This window comes from Planococcus lenghuensis, from assembly GCF_001999905.1.
Classification (GTDB): Bacteria; Bacillota; Bacilli; order Bacillales_A; family Planococcaceae; genus Indiicoccus; species Indiicoccus lenghuensis.
In genome coordinates, this window is the sequence record NZ_CP019640.1 from 1,311,875 (window position 1) to 1,330,066 (window position 18,192).

Consider the following 18,192-nt stretch of genomic DNA (forward strand, 5'->3'; position numbering starts at 1 on the left):
GTGGAGGAGATAAATGATGAAAAAGATCGGCGTATTAACAAGCGGAGGAGACGCACCCGGTATGAATGCCGCAGTCCGTGCGGTAGTGCGGAAAGGAATTTTTCATGGCCTGGAAGTGGCGGGTATCTTTAACGGCTACCAAGGGTTGATCGACGGTCGGATCGAATCACTCGATCTTGGGGATGTCGGCGATATTATCCAGCGCGGGGGCACAAAACTGCATTCGGCTCGCTGTCCGGAATTCATCACCCCGGAAGGTCAGCAAAAAGGAATCGAGCAGATGAAAAAGCATGGGCTTGAAGGCCTTGTGGTAATTGGCGGAGACGGTTCATACCGCGGAGCCATGGCGCTGTCGAAGCATGGATTTCCATGTGTCGGCGTGCCGGGAACAATCGACAATGACATCCCGGGCACTGATTTCACAATCGGCTTTGATACAGCGCTGAACACAATCATTGAAGCGATCGATAAAATCCGGGATACCGCGACAAGCCATGAGCGGACATTCATTATTGAAGTGATGGGCCGGGATGCCGGTGATCTGGCGCTGTGGGCAGGACTTGCCGGCGGTGCGGAAACGATTCTCATCCCAGAAGAAAAGTATAATATCAAGGATATGCTTGTACGTCTCGATAAAGGGAAAGCACGCGGTAAGAAGCACAGCATCATCATCGTCGCAGAAGGCGTAATGAGCGGCGGCGAGCTGGCGAAGCTCATTGGTGCTGAAACGGGAATTGACACACGGGTCTCTGTGCTGGGTCACATTCAGCGCGGCGGCACACCGACCGGGCGCGATCGCGTGCTGGCGAGCCTGTTTGGAGCGCGCGCTGTGGAAGTGCTGAAGGAAGGCGCAGGGGGCCGGGCGATTGGCATGAAAAACAACCAAGTGGTAGACTATGACATGACAGAAGCTTTTAATAGCTCTCATAAAACAGATTTAAGCTTATTTACTTTATCAAAAGAATTATCAATTTAAATGGATAAATGGAGTGGTGGACAGAATGAGAAAAACGAAAATAGTCTGTACAATCGGACCGGCAAGCGAATCACCGGAACAGCTGGAAGCGCTGATTAATGCAGGTATGAATGTCGCGCGTCTGAACTTTTCGCACGGCGACCATGAAGAACATGCAGTCCGGATTGAACGCATCCGGGAAGCCAGCAAGAAAACCGGAAAAATTGTCGGGATTCTGCTGGATACAAAAGGTCCGGAAATCCGGACACACACGATGGAAAATGATTCGGTTGAACTTGAAAAAGGCCAGTCGATCGATGTATCGATGTCTGAAGTGAAAGGGAATGCCGAACGTTTTTCCGTCACTTATGAAAAACTGATTGAGGATGTTTCAAGCGGATCAACAATCCTGCTTGATGACGGACTTATTGCTCTCCAAGTGACCGGTACGGATAAAGCAGCCGGCTTGATCCATACATCTGTTCAGAACTCGGGTACCCTGAAAAACAAAAAAGGGGTCAATGTTCCCGGAGTATCCGTGCAGCTGCCGGGCATTACGGAAAAAGACGCCAATGATATCCTTTTTGGCGTGGAGCAGGGAGTCGATTTCATCGCGGCTTCATTCGTCAGACGGGCATCGGACGTCATGGAGATCCGCAGTCTGCTGGAGAAAAATGACGCAGGACATATCCAGATCATTCCGAAGATCGAAAATCGGGAAGGTGTCGATAACATCGACGAAATCCTGCTGGTTTCCGATGGACTGATGGTTGCACGAGGTGATTTGGGCGTTGAAATTCCTGCAGAGGAAGTGCCGCTCGTTCAGAAAAACCTGATCGACAAATGCAACCGCGCCGGTAAACCGGTCATCACGGCGACGCAGATGCTCGATTCCATGCAGCGCAACCCGCGACCGACCCGCGCGGAAGCCAGTGACGTGGCAAATGCAATCTTCGACGGATCAGATGCAATCATGCTGTCAGGTGAGACGGCTGCCGGGCAGTATCCGGTGGAAGCCGTGCAGACGATGCACCGCATTGCAGAAACAACGGAAGATGCACTTGATTACCGTTCAATCGTAGCAGCGCGCAGCCGTGAAAAAGAAGCCAATATGACAGAAGCGATCGGTCAGGCTGCTGCCTATACAGCGCTGAATCTGAAAGTGAAAGCAGTCATCGCACCAACTGAAAGCGGTCATACCGCTAAGATGATCGCGAAGTACCGTCCGGGTGTTCCAATCATCGCCGTGACTTCCACCGATATACCTTCGCGTAAGTTGACATTAGTGTGGGGCGTTCAGCCAATTGTTGGCCGGCGTGCAGGTTCAACAGATGAAGTGCTGGAATCAGCTGTGGAAGAAAGCCTGGCGCATGACCTGGTTGAACATGGCGATCTTGTCGTCATTACAGCGGGCGTACCGGTCGGGCAAGCAGGTACAACAAACATGATGAAAGTGCATCTCATCGGCGATATGCTCGCCAAGGGACAAGGAATCGGCAAATCGCATGCCTATGGCAAAACAGTCGTTGTCCGCAATGCAGAAGAAGCGCTTGCTGCTGATGTGGAAGGCAAAATCATCGTTACGATCGGAACAGACCGGGATATGATGCCGGCTATTTCGAAATGTGCCGGTGTTATAACAGAAGAAGGCGGCCTGACAAGCCATGCCGCTGTGGTCGGCCTGAGTCTTGGTGTTCCGGTCATTGTCGGTGTTACAGGAGCTACAACCCAGATTCCGAATAATTATGATGTAACCATCGATGCAGAAACAGGGATTATCTATCATGGACATGCAAGTGTCCTTTAATTGAAAAAGAATGGGAGTGCAGCTTTATGAAGTGGCTGGTGCCGGCGTTTGTGATTATTCCCACTGTTGAACTGGCCCTGCTGATTTGGGCAGGAGATATAATTGGCTTCTTTCCGACGCTGCTGATCATTGTGCTGACTGGTGTAGCCGGTGCATACTTGGCCAAAAAGCAGGGAGTGAGAGCTATCCGGGATATCCAGGAAGAACTGGCGGCATTCCAACCACCTGGCGACGCACTTCTCAGGGGTGCCTTCGTGCTCGCTGGCGGACTGCTGCTGCTGACGCCCGGTTTTCTTTCCGATGCGACCGGCTTGGCGCTGTTGTTTAAGCCGACGCAGCAACTCCTGAAGCCGCTTATTATGAGAGGGATCCGGAAACGGATGAAAAACGACCGGGTTATCGTAATGAAACGATAGCCCGGTTTCTCCTTTCCAACTGGCAGTAAATTGATAAAGTTTTGGGGAAATAACCCTTTTGCATTCACAATTGCGCCATAATTGATTATAATGACCATGTAAGAAAGAAAATAGGTTCATATGAGCAGATGAGCCATCATTCTGCGTTTTTTTTGTGGAATGGTGAATTATACTGAAAGAAGGAGCGATTGAGATGACCGCAGGTAAAGGTTTGGAAGGCGTTGTGGCAACACAGACTGCCATTAGTTCTATCATTGATGATACGCTTACATATGTTGGCTACAACATTGATGATCTGGCGAATAATGCAAGCTTCGAAGAAGTGGTGTATCTCTTGTGGCACAAAAGGCTGCCAAAAGCAGATGAACTTGCAGAACTGAAGCAGCAGCTGGCAGATAATATGTCAGTGCCGCAGGAAGTGCTTGACCAGTTCAGAACATATCCGATTAAAAATGTCCACCCGATGGCTGCGCTGCGTACAGCGATTTCTTATTTGGGCCTGTTTGATGAAGAAGCTGAAGAAATGACAGATGAAGCAAACTATCGGAAGGCGATCCGCCTGCAGGCGAAAATTGCGGCTGTGGTTACTGCGTTCGGCCGTATCCGCAAAGGCGAAGAGCCGATTCAGCCGAAGACCGATCTCAGCTATGCAGCGAATTTCCTGTACATGCTGTCAGGTGAAGAGCCGGAAGACATTGAAGTTGAAGCGTTCAACAAAGCGCTGGTTCTTCATGCCGATCATGAACTGAATGCATCCACGTTCACAGCGCGGGTATGTGTGGCGACATTGTCAGATATCTATTCCGGTGTGACGGCTGCAATCGGTGCACTTAAAGGCCCGCTTCACGGTGGCGCAAATGAGCAGGTTATGAAAACGCTGATGGAAATCGGCGACGAATCGAACGTTGAAAGCGTCATCCAAGGTAAACTGGATAATAAGGAAAAAATCATGGGCTTCGGCCACCGTGTATATCGTCAGGGAGATCCGCGTGCGAAGCACCTCCGCGAAATGTCCCGCAAGCTGACGAAACTCCGCGGGGAAGAAAAGTACTACAATATGTCAGTTAAAATCGAAGAGATCGTGACCAGCCAAAAAGATCTGCCGCCAAACGTCGATTTCTACTCGGCATCTGTCTATAACGCGCTGCGAATCGATCACGATTTGTTCACACCGATCTTTGCGGTATCCCGTGTGTCCGGATGGCTCGCGCATATTCTGGAACAGTATGCAGATAACCGCCTGATCCGTCCGCGTGCAGAGTATGTCGGCCCTGGTATGCAGCAGTATGTGCCGGTGGACGAACGATAAGAATTGAATCCCTCAAAGGGCTGTACACGGTGCATGCCCTTTGATATTGACAACAGGAGGAATTTAACAATGGCTAACGGAGAAAAAATTGCAGTAAATAACGGTGAACTTAACGTGCCGAACGAAGCAATCATTCCATTCATCGAAGGAGACGGAACAGGTCCTGATATTTGGGCCGCAGCATCCCGTGTTCTTGAAGAATCAGTGAATAAAGCATACAATGGCGAAAAGAAAATCGTCTGGAAAGAAGTCCTTGCAGGCCAGAAAGCATTCGACAAGACCGGTGAATGGCTGCCGGAGGAAACGCTTGATACAATCCGTGAATACTTGATCGCGATCAAAGGACCGCTTACAACACCAATCGGCGGCGGTATCCGTTCACTGAACGTGGCTCTCCGTCAGGAACTCGACCTGTATGTGTGCCTGCGTCCTGTCCGTTATTTCCAGGGTGTCCCTTCACCGGTGAAACGGCCTGAAGATACAGACATGGTCATCTTCCGTGAGAACACAGAAGATATCTATGCAGGTATTGAATATGCAAAAGGTTCAGATGAAGTGAAAAAAGTGCTGGACTTCCTCCAGAACGAAATGAGCGTCAAGAATATCCGTTTCCCTGAAACTTCCGGTATAGGCATCAAGCCGATTTCAGAAGAAGGCACGAAGCGGCTTGTGCGCGCGTCGATCAATTATGCGCTGACAGAAGGCCGTAAATCAGTAACGCTTGTTCACAAAGGAAACATCATGAAGTTCACAGAAGGCGCGTTTAAGAACTGGGGCTACGAAGTGGCCGAACAGGAATTCGGCGATAAAGTCTTCACCTGGAACGAATATGACAAGATCAAAGACGAGCAGGGAACTGATGCTGCGAATAAAGCGCAGGATGAGGCACTTGCCGGCGGTAAACTCCTGGTGAAGGATGCCATTGCGGATATCTTCCTTCAGCAAATCCTGACACGTCCGAGCGAATTTGACGTTGTAGCAACGATGAACCTGAATGGCGACTACATCTCTGACGCTCTTGCAGCGCAAGTCGGCGGTATCGGAATCGCACCGGGTGCAAACATCAACTATGAAACTGGACATGCAATTTTCGAAGCGACTCACGGCACTGCACCAAAATATGCTGGTCAGGACAAAGTGAATCCGTCTTCTGTTATTCTGTCAGGTGTTCTTATGCTTGAGCACCTCGGCTGGATCGAAGCCGCTCAGTTGATCTCAAAATCAATGGAAAAAACAATCGCATCGAAAGTCGTAACTTATGACTTTGCTCGTCTCATGGACGGCGCAACTGAAGTGAAGACTTCTGAATTTGCTGATGAACTGATTAAAAACATGTAAGTTAAAGAGGAGCTTCGGCTCCTCTTTATTTTGTATATATACACGGCTACAAGGCAGAAAATGAGTGCTTTACTATATAAGATGAACTAAAGAAAAGAACCCTTACAAGCCGCTTCGGACGCTTAGGGAAGGCAAAGATGATTGCTTCTCAGCGCTATGCCCCTCGGCGCAAAGTAGTGCCCTCGTGTCCACTGGGCACTTCCTTGGCTCCCGCCATGAGCCGGGAAGAATATCCGTCTCATCGCTCCGCCCTGCTGACAGCCCGACGTCCTGTCGCGCCAGCTGCAAAGGCGGAGGCCAAAGGGCATTTGGCTTCTACCTTTCCTGTGGGCCTGAAAGCACGGCTGTTTTGCGAAATATCGATCAGTTAAAATCATTATTTCATCTTAGATAACGATTCGATTATTTTTAAAACAGAAATCCGGCAGCAGAACGGAATAATACAGCGGCAGGAAGGGTATTTATTGTATGTGGTTGTCTGCGGAATGGTTTATTTATTTGCCGCGGCAGCGATTTTGTCAGGCATGTTAAGAAATCAAAAAGGCAAAGGAGAATCCACATGACATTCAAACGCAAAAAAATTTCAGTTATCGGTTCAGGTTTTACAGGCGCAACGACTGCGTTCTTGCTGGCACAGAAAGAACTTGGCGATGTCGTCATCGTCGATATCCCGCAGAACGAGAATCCGACAAAAGGGAAAGCGCTCGATATGGCGGAAGCAGGTCCGGTGCAGGGATTTGATACTCGTCTGACCGGGACATCCGATTACGCGGATACAAAAGATTCCGATCTTGTGATCATCACAGCGGGGATTGCCCGTAAACCCGGCATGAGCCGCGACGACCTTGTGCAGACCAATCAGAAAGTCATGAAATCCGTTACAGCGGAAATTGTCAAACACTCGCCGGATACGACAATTCTTGTGCTGACAAATCCGGTGGACGCCATGACGTATACTGTTTTTAAGGAGTCCGGATTCCCGAAGGAGCGGGTCATCGGCCAGTCAGGGGTTCTCGATACCGCCCGTTTCCGGACCTTCGTAGCAGAGGAACTGGATCTGTCGGTTAAAGATGTGACCGGTTTCGTTCTGGGTGGGCACGGAGATGATATGGTACCGCTCGTCCGCTATTCATACGCCGGCGGCATTCCGCTTGAAACGCTCATTTCCAAAGAACGCCTGGACGCCATCGTTGATCGCACGCGCAAAGGAGGAGCCGAAATCGTGAATCTGCTCGGCAACGGTTCTGCCTATTACGCTCCTGCCGCTGCGCTTGTTGAAATGGCGGAGGCCATTTTGAAGGATCAGCGCCGCGTTCTTCCATCGATTGCTTATCTTGAAGGCGAGTATGGAATGAATGGCATTTACCTGGGTGTGCCGACGGTTCTCGGGAGCAAGGGAATCGAACAAATCATTGAATTGGAATTAACAGAAGATGAGAAGACTGAACTTCAGAAATCCGCAGACTCTGTAAAAAAAGTAATGGAAATTCTGGTTTGATAAAAAATTGAAGCCGTCCGCGCGTATACTCGCGTGGACGGCTTTGCTTTGTGCTCCTGCGCAAAGCTCGTTGCAATCATTCCCTGCTCGATTTTTTTATGCCGTATTGGTACTATAGAAATGACAGAGTAACAGAAAGGGGAATCATCTTTGCTGTTAGGAAAAAAGCGCAAGCTGGGACGGAAGATTGAGGAAATCACAGTCGGTGAAAAGCTGAAACTGACGGAAAATATTGAAGATAAGGATTTACTGCTGTATCTGGGTCTTACAAATGACGGTAATCCGCTGTATGTCCAGCATGATTTTGCTTCCCGGACGACCTATGAGAAGCCGATTGTCCCGACGATTATGCTGACAGGTATTCTGACATCGGCAATTTCCAAGTATATGCCCGGACCCGGTTCTCATGTAATCGAACAGCAGCTAAAATTCACCCATCCGGTATACCATTATTCAACAGTAGATTTTCTTTTTGAAGTGATCGAAGTGAATGTTCCGGATAATGAAGTAACCGTTCGGGTGACTGCGCAGAACGAAGACGAACAGCAAGTGATTGAAGGATTCATCAAAGCCAGTCCGCCAAAATTACTGGATAAGCTAACCACGCAGGCGATGGACAATTTCTGAAACTTCAGAAACGGAGTATGAGAGCGACTATGACTAAAAAAGTACTGATTATAGAAGATGAAGAATCCATTGCGACACTGCTGTCCTACAATGTACGGCAGGCGGGCTATGAGCCGCTTGTTGCCCATGATGGACAGGCAGGTTTCAACATGGCGCTGGCTGAACGGCCGGCTTTGATTGTGCTTGATCTGATGCTGCCGAAGATGGATGGCATGGAAGTATGCAAAGCGCTGCGTCAGCAACGGGTCGATATTCCGATCATTATGCTGACAGCGAAAGATGATGAAGTGGATAAAGTGCTGGGCCTTGAACTGGGAGCAGACGATTACATGACGAAACCGTTCAGCCCGAGGGAAGTGACTGCCCGCATCAAAGCGGTTTTGCGCCGGACAGAACAGGGGATGAATGGAGAGAATGAGACCAAGGCATTGACCATTGGCGGGCTGGAAGTATATCCGTCGCGCTTTGAAGTATTCCTGAATAAACAGCCGCTGGAATTCACACCGAAAGAGTTTGAACTGCTGGTCTATTTGATGGAAAACAGAAATCGCGTACTGACGCGTGATCAATTGCTGAGTGCCGTCTGGCAGTACGATTTTGCAGGGGATACCCGGATTGTGGATGTCCATATCAGTCACTTGCGGGAAAAAATCGAAGAAAACAGCCGGAAACCGCTGTTCATCAAAACGATCAGAGGGCTCGGTTACAAGCTGGAGGAACCGAAACCGGTATGAGCTCGATGAAGAATCGGCTGCTTCTTTTGTTCATGGCTTGGAATGCCACGTTGCTGGCCGGTCTTTTTCTGCTGATCGGACAGCTTTTTCCGCTTTACGCAGGAGAGGAAGGCACCCGGCCGGAGTTTCTGTGGCTGATGCTTGCCTTGTTCTTTGTGTTTGCGTTTATCCTGAACTTCATTTTCGGCACTCGCTTAATCCAAGTTTATGCCCAGCCGATTCAAGCAGCGGCGGAAACCGCCATGGAATTGGCGAAAGGCAATTACAAGGCCAGGGCACCGGAAGTCCGCTCCGGCAGAACACTGCAACTCGGGACGGCGGTCAATGTTCTGGCCCGGAGCCTGCAGGAGATGTCGGCTGTCCGGGAACTTGAACAGGAACGGCTGAAAACATTGATTGAAAACATGGGCAGCGGATTGATTATGATCGGCCGCCGGGGAAAAATATCGCTGATGAATAAATCGTTCGCTGCATCGTTCGGGCTGAGCCTGGAGAATACACAGGACCGGGCATATCAGGAGATTGCATTGCCGGACCGGCTGATCGCGCTTATTGAAGATGTATTCTTATCAGAGGATTCGATAAATACCCAGATTACCGTCACCGACGGCGTGCATACAACACATTTTGCCGTTTACGGAGCCCCTGTCATCAGCGGGCACGGCAAGTGGCTCGGCATTGTGATTGTACTGCACGATATCACGGAACTGAAACGGCTTGAGCAAATCCGGAAAGATTTTGTTGCCAACGTCTCCCATGAATTGCGGACACCGGTCACATCCATCAAAGGGTTCACGGAAACATTGCTGGATGGTGCTTATGAGGATAGGTCATCACTTCTCATGTTTCTGGAAATCATCCAAAAAGAAAGCAATCGCATTATGCTGCTGATTCAGGATTTATTGGATCTGTCTAAAATCGAGCAGTCCGGCTTTCATTTGAACTTAGGAGATACGGATCTCAATCATGTGGCTGCCAGGGCTGCTGAAACGGTGCAGCTTGCTGCGTCGGATAAAAACATCCGGCTGGTCATCGAGACAGCCAGTGACGCCCGGATTCAAGGGGACGCAGACCGGCTGCTGCAGGTAGTGACGAATCTTCTCAGCAATGCGGTTGTCTATTCACCCGAAGATACAGAAATCTGGCTGCGGATCAAGGAAGGGAAACGGCATGTGACAGTGGAAGTGGAAGATCAGGGGATCGGGATTGCCCAGCAGGAAATCCCCCGGGTTTTTGAACGCTTCTACCGGGTCGACCGGGCACGCAGCCGCAATTCCGGTGGGACAGGCCTTGGACTTGCGATCGTCAAGCATTTGACTGAAGCTCACCATGGCCGGATCCAAGTGATCAGCGAACCCGGGCAAGGCACGACGTTCCAAGTGGTGCTGCCCAGAACACAGCCAGAATAATCGGCATATGCCGCCGTTTTCTTTTCGCTTTGCCCTCGTGGTAAAATGAAGGAAATGGTGGTTTTTTAGTTGAAAGGGGTTCAATGACGTGACAAAGAAAGTATTGCTTTTGGACGGAAACAGTTTGGCTTACCGTGCGTTTTTCGCACTGCCGCTTCTGGCGAATGAACAAGGGATTCACACGAATGCAGTTTACGGATTCACGATGATGCTGCAGAGAATACTGGATGAAGAACAGCCGACACATATGCTCGTCGCGTTTGATGCCGGAAAAACAACATTCCGGCACGAGACATTCAGCGAGTATAAAGGCGGTCGGCAAAAGACGCCGCCCGAGCTGTCAGAGCAGTTTCCATATTTGCGGAAACTGATTGAAGCTTATCAGATAAAAAGCTACGAACTGCCGAATTATGAAGCCGATGACATTATCGGCACATTGAGCCGGGAAGCGGAAGAAGCAGGGGATGAAGTAATCATCATTTCCGGCGATAAGGACTTAACGCAACTTGCTTCGGGTTCGACGGTTGTGTACATCACGAAAAAAGGCATCACGGATATCGAGAAATATACAGTGGATCATATCCAGGAAAAGTACGGGTTGACGCCGCAGCAGATCATTGACATGAAAGGGCTTATGGGAGACGCTTCCGATAATATACCGGGCGTGCCGGGCGTCGGTGAAAAGACGGCGGTCAAGCTGCTGGCCAAGCATGGCACAGTTGAAGGTGTATACCGGGATATCGAGCAGCTGAAAGGCAAACTGAAGGAGAAGCTCGAGCAGAATGAAGAGCTGGCACTTGTCTCCAAACAGCTTGCAACGATTGAACGGCAGGCGCCGATTGAAGTGAAAGTGGAAGACCTTACTTACAGTGGACCGGACATGGATCAATTGCAGCGCATATGGCAGGAACTGTCGTTTAAATCGTTATTGGAGAAGCTGGATGCGCCGGAACAGCAGCAGGAACAACAAAAAGAACTGACGTTCCAAGTAGTCGAAGAAGTAGTGCCGGAGATGCTGTCCGGAGCGATGGCCGTACAATTGGAAATGGCGGGAGAACAATACCATACCGAACCGGTGCTTGGTTTGGCGCTCGCCGATGCCAATAGTGTTTATGTCATTCCGCCGGATGTCATGCAGGCATCGGATATCCTGAAAACCTGGCTTGAAGACGGGGCGAACAAAAAATACCTGGCCGATTCAAAGGCGGCATCTGCAGCGTTTCACCGGTCGGGCATCGACTTGGAAGGTGCGGAATTCGATTTAATGCTCGGCGCTTACATCGTCAATCCTTCACTGACTTATACCGACGTAGCCAATATTGTCCGCGAATACGGTTATACCGATGTGTCCACCAATGAGCAGGTATATGGAAAGGGTGCAAAGAAAGCTGTGCCGTTTGATGAATTGCTGCACGAACATATTGCCCGGAAAGCGAAAGCGGTATGGGAAGTGCGGGCTATTGTGGAGAGCCGGCTGCAGGACAACGAGCAATTCGGGCTCTATCATGACCTTGAACTGCCGCTTGCCGTCATTCTTGGTCAAATGGAATCACTCGGCGTCCGTGTCGACCGCCGTCAGCTGGAAGAGATGGGACAGGAGCTTACAGCGAAACTGAAAGATATCGAGGCTGGCATCCATGAAGCGGCCGGTGAGGCGTTCAATATCAATTCACCGAAACAGCTCGGTGTCATTCTGTTTGAAAAACTTGGACTTCCGGCCATCAAGAAAACAAAAACCGGCTATTCGACGGCAGCGGATGTCCTTGAAAAGCTGGAAGGCAAACACCCGATCATTTCGCAGATTTTATTGTACCGGCAGCTCGGAAAATTGCTGTCGACGTACATTGAAGGGCTGTTGAAAGAAATCCATGAAGACGGGAAGATTCACACGCGGTTTCAGCAGGCGTTGACACAGACCGGCCGGCTGAGTTCCATCAATCCGAACCTGCAGAACATACCGGTCCGCTTGGAAGAGGGCCGGAAAATCCGGAAAGCGTTCGTGCCATCTGAACCGGGCTGGGTAATGGTGGCGGCCGATTACTCACAAATTGAATTGCGTGTGCTTGCCCATATTTCAGGCGATGAAGGACTGGTTGAGGCATTCCGGACCGGACAGGATATCCATACAGCGACCGCAATGGATGTCTTTCATGTGCCGGCGGATGAAGTAACAGCCAATATGCGGCGCGTTGCGAAAGCGGTCAATTTCGGAATTGTCTATGGCATCAGTGAATATGGATTATCTGAGGGATTGAAAATCAGCCGGAAAGAAGCGGGCGAATTCATCGATCGGTATTTGGCGAGTTTCCCCGGCGTTCAGCGCTATATGGAAGAAAGCGTAAAACAGGCAAAGAAAGACGGATTTGTGACAACACTTATGAACCGTCGGCGTTATCTCCCCGATATCAATAGTTCAAATTTCAATATGCGGAGTTTTGCGGAACGGACAGCGATGAATACACCGATTCAGGGAAGTGCTGCGGACATCATCAAAAAAGCAATGATCGATATGGCGGATGCGTTGGAACAGGAAGGCATGAAGACCCGCATGTTGCTGCAAGTGCACGATGAACTCATTTTTGAGGCGCCGCCGGAAGAGCTGGAGAAATTGAAGATCCTTGTGCCGAAAATGATGGAATCGGCTGTGCCGCTCAATGTGCCGCTGAAAGTTGATTTTGCACACGGGGATACCTGGTACGACACGAAGTAAAAGGAGAGGTTTCAACATGCCGGAATTGCCGGAAGTGGAAGGCGTTGTCCGGCTGATCAAGCCGGCCGTCGAAGGCCGAACAATAACAGACGTTTTCATATCGGATACTGTCCGGAGATCGAAAGCCGGAGGAAAAGATGCCATCTTGAAACGGATCAGTGAGGAAGGATTTATTGAAGAACTGACGGGTGCATCATTTCTGTCCGTGGAACGCCGGAGCAAGTACATCTATTTTGATATGCAGAAAGAAGGCCGGTTTTTATTTGTAAACCATCTCGGCATGACGGGCGCCTGGTTTCATGTCGGTTCGCTTGAAGAAATCCGGGAAGAGAAATTCAGGCGGCATGTCCATGTTATTTTCACACTTGATGACGGATCGCTGTTCGTGTATTCCGATATTCGCCGCTTTGGTGAAATGCGGGTGCTGCAGGATGAATCCGGCTATCCGCCGCTCCTGCTGATGGCACCGGAGCCGTTCGGGGAAGACGCCCTGCAGCATTTTCTGGAGATGAGCGAAAGGCCGAAATACGCCAAAAAGCCGGTTAAGGAAGTCATCATGGACGGCCAGGTCATTTCAGGCTGCGGCAATATTTATGCGACAGAGGCGCTGTTTAAAGAGCGGGTCCGCCCGGACCGGCCAGTGGGTGGTTTGACTTCTGAAGAAAAAGTGAAACTGTTCCAGACGATCGCCGATATCCTGGCAGAGAGCATTGAAGCGGGAGGCAGCACCATTTCCGATTACCGGAACGTAAACGGTGAATCCGGGAGCATGCAGCACCGTCTGAAAATGTACGGGAAAAAGCACTGCCTGGAATGCGGTCATGAAACGGAGAATATGAAAATCGGGGGCCGGACATCCACGTTTTGTCCGGTGTGCCAAAAGTGAGTGAAGCAGATGATTATTGGACTGACAGGCAGTATCGCGAGCGGCAAAAGTACGGTCGCCGCGATGCTGAAAGAAAAAGGGTACGCATTGGTGGATGCTGATGCAGTGGCGCGTCAAGTGGTGGAGCCGGGAACGGAAACACTGGCCCGGATCAGCCGGGCATTTGGCGAAGATGTGCTGCAGGCTGACAAGACATTGAACCGTGAAAAATTGGGAGCACTGATTTTTAACGACCCGAATAGCCGGAAAAAACTGAATGATATCATCCATCCGGCCATCCGGCAGGAAATGCTCAGGCAACGGGAAGAGTGGCTGGCGAACGGCGCGCAGACCGTAATCATGGACATTCCCCTGCTGTTTGAAAGCAAGCTCGAACATTTTGCCGATAAGATTCTAGTGGTAAGCGTAAGTGAAGAAAATCAGCTGGCCAGACTGATGCAGCGCAACGGACTGACAGCACAGGATGCACGCGCCCGGATCTCCTCCCAATTGCCGGTATCCGAAAAGGAAAAGCGGGCGGATGCCGTCATTTATAATAACGGTTCCATCGCTGAAACGGAGCGTCAGCTGGAGTGGATCCTGGAGAAATGGAATGCCGCAGTCTGAAAGGCAGCGAAATGATAAAAAATACGTGATTCTTCCTTCTAATATGTTATACTAATTTCATGAAAAGCAGGCAACAGTATAACTTAATTTATTGGGGGACGCATAAATGACAATATCTATTGCCATCAATGGGTTTGGCCGTATCGGCCGCATGGTGTTCAGACAGGCGATTCTCGAGGAAGATATTTCAGTAGTCGCAGTAAACGCAAGTTATCCCGCAGAAACACTGGCTCATCTCGTTAAGTATGACACAATTCACGGCCGGTTCAGCGGTGAAATCGAAGCGGATGGTGATGCGCTGATTGTGAACGGCAAACGGATTGCGTTATACGGAGAGCGCGATCCGCTTAATTTGCCTTGGGAGCAGTTGGGAATAGATATCGTCATTGAGGCGACGGGCAAGTTCAACTCCCGGGACCAGGCCGCTCTCCATCTTGAAGCGGGAGCGAAAAAAGTGATTTTGACGGCTCCCGGCAAGAACGAAGACGTCACGATCGTCATGGGTGTCAATGAAGATCAACTTGATGTGGATAAGCACCATGTTATCTCCAATGCCAGTTGCACAACGAATTGCCTGGCGCCGGTTGCAAAAGTGCTGAATGACACGTTCGGCATCGAAAATGGACTGATGACCACGGTGCATGCATATACGAACGATCAGAAAAATCTGGATAATCCCCATAAAGATTTGCGACGCGCCCGAGCAGCGGCTGAATCGATTATTCCTACTTCTACCGGTGCCGCGAAAGCGCTGTCACTGGTGATTCCGGAACTGAAAGGGAAGTTGCACGGCATGGCGCTGCGTGTACCGACGCCGAATGTCTCCCTGGTGGATCTGGTTGTTGACCTCAAACGGGAAGTGACGATCGAAGAAGTGAATGCGGCATTCGAACGAGCGGCAGAAACGGATCTGAAAGGCATTCTGGAAGTGACGATGGAACCGCTCGTATCCGTCGATTTTAATACGACCAGTACGTCGGCTACGATAGACGGGTTGTCGACGATGGTGATTGGTGCCCGGAAAGTGAAAGTGCTCGCCTGGTATGATAACGAATGGGGATATTCGGCTCGTGTGGTCGATCTGACCAAGAAAGTGGCAAAAGAATTATACGCGCAAACCCTTCAGTAATAAGCATGAAAAGCCGTTCTGCTGCCTTTGCGGCATGACGGCTTTTTTGTGCTGGCGTTTTTTTGAATCTTTTCTATTGCAATTGACGTACGTACATCATATAATGAATCTCGTGAACTTGTTGAGGGGGATTTCAAACGACCTACGACTTCATTCACGCGACTGCTTAAAGGGTTAGGACCTCTCCGGACTAACTTTCCCCCGTGGTAGTCACTTTGATTAAATCTTAACTTACTCAAAGGGGGAAACGAACCTTGGAAACAATGGGACGTCACGTAATCGCAGAACTATGGCAATGTGAATTCGACAAATTAAATGACATGGACTTTATTGAGCAGACTTTTGTTGATGCAGCACTTAAATCTGGGGCAGAAATTCGGGAAGTGGCTTTTCACAAGTTTGCGCCACAAGGCGTGAGCGGAGTAGTCATCATCTCTGAATCTCACCTTACGATTCACAGCTTTCCAGAGCACGGTTACGCGAGTATTGACGTATATACGTGCGGCGATCTGAATCCGAACGTCGCTGCTGATTATATTGCAGAAGCACTCGGCTCACAGCATCGTGAAGTTGTTGAAGTGCCACGCGGCATGGGGCCTGTCAGCCTTGGCAAAACAAAAGTTATCGCCAGCGCCTAATCCATGTACTTAAAAATCAGGCAGAGAGCAGAGGAGAAATCCTCTGCTTTTTCTTTTGCCTTGAAATAGGAAATGCTGTGTTTGCGTTGTAGAATGAAGAGCCAGCCAGGTTGTGACCGGGCAGGCAAAAAGCATTTTTGCCCTGAACGAAAAGATTTGATACGATAGCCTTCCGGCAGTGAATCCGGCATTCGGGGTTTAAAGAAAATTCCGCCGGCTCTCTTGATTTTTGGTATACTGAGAGACAAGACATTTAGTGAATGCGGGGAGTTGTACGAAATGAAATGTCCGTCCTGCCAACATAACGGCACCCGGGTCGTGGATTCGCGTCCGGCAGATGAATTGAAAGCAATCAGAAGACGCAGGGAATGTGAAGCGTGCGGCTACCGGTTTACGACATTCGAAAAAGTGGAAGAAACGCCGTTGATCGTGGTAAAAAAAGACGGTTCCCGGGAAGAATTCAGCCGGGAGAAAGTCTTGAAGGGTGTCATCCGCGCCTGTGAAAAGCGCCCGGTGCCTCTTGAAGTGTTGGAAGATCTCGTGTTCAATATAGAAAAAGATCTGCGGCGCATCGGCACCGCAGAAGTGAAATCAGAAGACGTCGGCGAACTGGTCATGGACCGGCTTGCCGGCATCGATGAAGTGGCCTATGTCCGGTTTGCTTCCGTTTACCGGCAGTTCAAGGACATTACGGTGTTCATCGATGAACTGAAGGATTTGCTGAACAGAACTCCGGACAACAAACCGGATACAGAGTAAGGTGATAAGAAATGTCTGCTTACTATAAAGAATTGCAGCCGACCGATTCCTATATCGTCTGTCTGCCTTATCCGTTTACTGATTACGACCGCAAGCTTGTAACATTGCTGTATCAGCCGATGATCGGCCTGGAAGCTGTTTCCTTTTATCTGACATTGTGGGCGGAAGGTGAGATGATGAAGGAAGAAGCGGTCCATTACCGGCTGATGAATAGCTTAAACATATCAGCAGCTACGATATTCACGGTCCGCACTCAGCTTGAAGCGATCGGACTCTTAAAGACATATGCCAAGGATGGGGAACACCGGTCCTTCATCTACGAATTGACACCGCCGCTTGATCCAAGGAGCTTTTTTGCTGATCCGCTGCTGTCGATGTTTCTGTTCAGTAAAGTTGGAGAAGCGGCGTACAAGCGGATTCGGGAACATTTCACCCCTCATCCTGTTTCAAAAGAAGGATTTACGGAAGTATCCCGTACATTCACGGATGTGTTCCGGCCTGTCCATGCAAAAGAAGGCTATCCCAATCGGGATGCTGACAGCCAGACGCGGGAGCGGAGCGGCTATCAGGCGACACCGGAATTCGATTTCGGTCTGCTTCGGCAAGGCTTGTCTGAACAGCTCGTGCCCGCACGTGTCCTGACACCGCCGATTCGGGAAATTATCGCCAAACTCGCTTTTTTATACAGTTTCAGTCCGCTTGATATGCAAAAAATCGTATTGATGGCAATCGGGGATGATCTGCAGCTGCATGCGGATGTGCTTAAAAAAGCGGCTGCAGATGTTTATAAGATGTCGGTTTCCGCCAAGCCGCCTGAACTCGTACCCGCCAAAGCGAAAGCGAAGAGTTCCCGCAAGGCAGCTCCCAAAACGAAACAGGAAGAAATGATCGATTATCTGGAGTCCGCTTCACCGGCGGATGTGCTGCGGGATATTGCCGGCGGCAAGGAGCCGATGGTGTCGGATGTGCAGCTGGCCAACCAGCTTGTGCTGAGCCATGGAATGGAACCGGCCGTCGTCAATGTGCTGTTGCAGTATGTACTGCTCCGGACAGACATGAAGCTGACGAAAGCCTATGTCGAGAAAATCGCTTCTCATTGGACCCGTAAAAATGTGACGACCGCCAAGGAAGCGATGGAACTTGCCCGGACAGAACACGATCAGTACATGAAATGGAAAAAGGAAGGTTCGCCTTCCCCCGCCCAAAACCGGCGGAAAACCGGTCGGGAAGAAAAGCTACCCGACTGGTTCTACAGCAAAGAGGAAGACCGGAAAAAACCGGAATCGCAAGCTGCTGCTTCGCCGTCACTTGAAGAAGAGAAGCGGAAGCTGCTGGCAGAGCTGGCGACGCGAAAAGGCAAGGGGGAATAAC

The 18,192-nt window shown here is 50.0% G+C and carries 16 protein-coding genes; all 16 read left to right on the plus strand.

Going from position 1 to position 18,192, the window contains the following annotated elements; translation table 11 throughout:
• The first annotated feature begins 16 nt into the window (after positions 1–16).
• The 16 genes from pfkA (at position 17) to B0X71_RS06815 (ending at position 18,191) form a co-directional block, all read left to right on the plus strand.
• The gene (gene pfkA, locus B0X71_RS06735) at positions 17–976 is read left to right on the plus strand and encodes a 6-phosphofructokinase (protein WP_077590923.1); all 960 of its coding nucleotides are present in this window, start codon (positions 17–19) and stop codon (positions 974–976) included.
• A 25-nt stretch (positions 977–1,001) separates the two neighbouring features.
• On the plus strand, positions 1,002–2,762 hold the full coding sequence (pyk, locus tag B0X71_RS06740) for a pyruvate kinase (RefSeq protein ID WP_077588692.1): 1,761 nt from the start codon (positions 1,002–1,004) through the stop codon (positions 2,760–2,762).
• Positions 2,763–2,788: 26 nt separating this feature from the next.
• Entirely contained in the window at positions 2,789–3,178 is a 390-nt protein-coding gene (locus tag B0X71_RS06745) for an FxsA family protein (protein ID WP_077588693.1), read from the plus strand.
• A 193-nt stretch (positions 3,179–3,371) separates the two neighbouring features.
• Entirely contained in the window at positions 3,372–4,487 is a 1,116-nt protein-coding gene (citZ, locus tag B0X71_RS06750; protein WP_077588694.1) for a citrate synthase, read from the plus strand.
• A gap of 69 nt (positions 4,488–4,556) precedes the next feature.
• The gene (gene icd, locus B0X71_RS06755; protein ID WP_077588695.1) at positions 4,557–5,825 is read left to right on the plus strand and encodes an NADP-dependent isocitrate dehydrogenase; all 1,269 of its coding nucleotides are present in this window, start codon (positions 4,557–4,559) and stop codon (positions 5,823–5,825) included.
• A 559-nt stretch (positions 5,826–6,384) separates the two neighbouring features.
• Positions 6,385–7,323, plus strand: coding sequence for a malate dehydrogenase (mdh, locus tag B0X71_RS06760; RefSeq protein WP_077588696.1), 939 nt, complete (start codon positions 6,385–6,387; stop codon positions 7,321–7,323).
• A 150-nt stretch (positions 7,324–7,473) separates the two neighbouring features.
• A complete protein-coding gene (locus B0X71_RS06765) occupies positions 7,474–7,950 on the plus strand; it encodes a MaoC/PaaZ C-terminal domain-containing protein (RefSeq protein WP_077588697.1) in 477 nt (158 codons plus the stop codon).
• 29 nt (positions 7,951–7,979) lie between these two features.
• Positions 7,980–8,684 carry a response regulator transcription factor gene (locus B0X71_RS06770; protein WP_077588698.1) on the plus strand — a complete coding sequence of 235 codons (705 nt, stop codon included), beginning with the start codon at positions 7,980–7,982 and terminating at the stop codon, positions 8,682–8,684.
• A complete protein-coding gene (gene pnpS / locus B0X71_RS06775) occupies positions 8,681–10,093 on the plus strand; it encodes a two-component system histidine kinase PnpS (RefSeq protein ID WP_077588699.1) in 1,413 nt (470 codons plus the stop codon). Before B0X71_RS06770 ends, pnpS begins: the two co-directional genes overlap by 4 nt.
• 88 nt (positions 10,094–10,181) lie before the next feature.
• Complete coding sequence (gene polA / locus B0X71_RS06780; RefSeq protein ID WP_077588700.1) at positions 10,182–12,803, plus strand: DNA polymerase I; 2,622 nt, start codon at positions 10,182–10,184, stop codon at positions 12,801–12,803.
• 16 nt (positions 12,804–12,819) lie between these two features.
• A complete protein-coding gene (gene mutM, locus B0X71_RS06785; RefSeq protein WP_077588701.1) occupies positions 12,820–13,689 on the plus strand; it encodes a bifunctional DNA-formamidopyrimidine glycosylase/DNA-(apurinic or apyrimidinic site) lyase in 870 nt (289 codons plus the stop codon).
• A gap of 9 nt (positions 13,690–13,698) precedes the next feature.
• Positions 13,699–14,295: a dephospho-CoA kinase gene (gene coaE / locus B0X71_RS06790; RefSeq protein ID WP_077588702.1), complete on the plus strand. Its 597-nt coding sequence runs from the start codon at positions 13,699–13,701 to the stop codon at positions 14,293–14,295.
• Between the two features lie 106 nt (positions 14,296–14,401).
• Positions 14,402–15,424, plus strand: coding sequence for a glyceraldehyde-3-phosphate dehydrogenase (locus tag B0X71_RS06795; protein WP_077588703.1), 1,023 nt, complete (start codon positions 14,402–14,404; stop codon positions 15,422–15,424).
• 254 nt (positions 15,425–15,678) lie between these two features.
• Positions 15,679–16,062 carry an adenosylmethionine decarboxylase gene (speD, locus tag B0X71_RS06800; RefSeq protein ID WP_077588704.1) on the plus strand — a complete coding sequence of 128 codons (384 nt, stop codon included), beginning with the start codon at positions 15,679–15,681 and terminating at the stop codon, positions 16,060–16,062.
• Positions 16,063–16,341: 279 nt separating this feature from the next.
• Complete coding sequence (nrdR, locus tag B0X71_RS06810; protein WP_077588706.1) at positions 16,342–16,821, plus strand: transcriptional regulator NrdR; 480 nt, start codon at positions 16,342–16,344, stop codon at positions 16,819–16,821.
• Positions 16,822–16,832: 11 nt separating this feature from the next.
• On the plus strand, positions 16,833–18,191 hold the full coding sequence (locus tag B0X71_RS06815) for a replication initiation and membrane attachment family protein (protein WP_077588707.1): 1,359 nt from the start codon (positions 16,833–16,835) through the stop codon (positions 18,189–18,191).
• Position 18,192 lies beyond the last annotated feature (1 nt).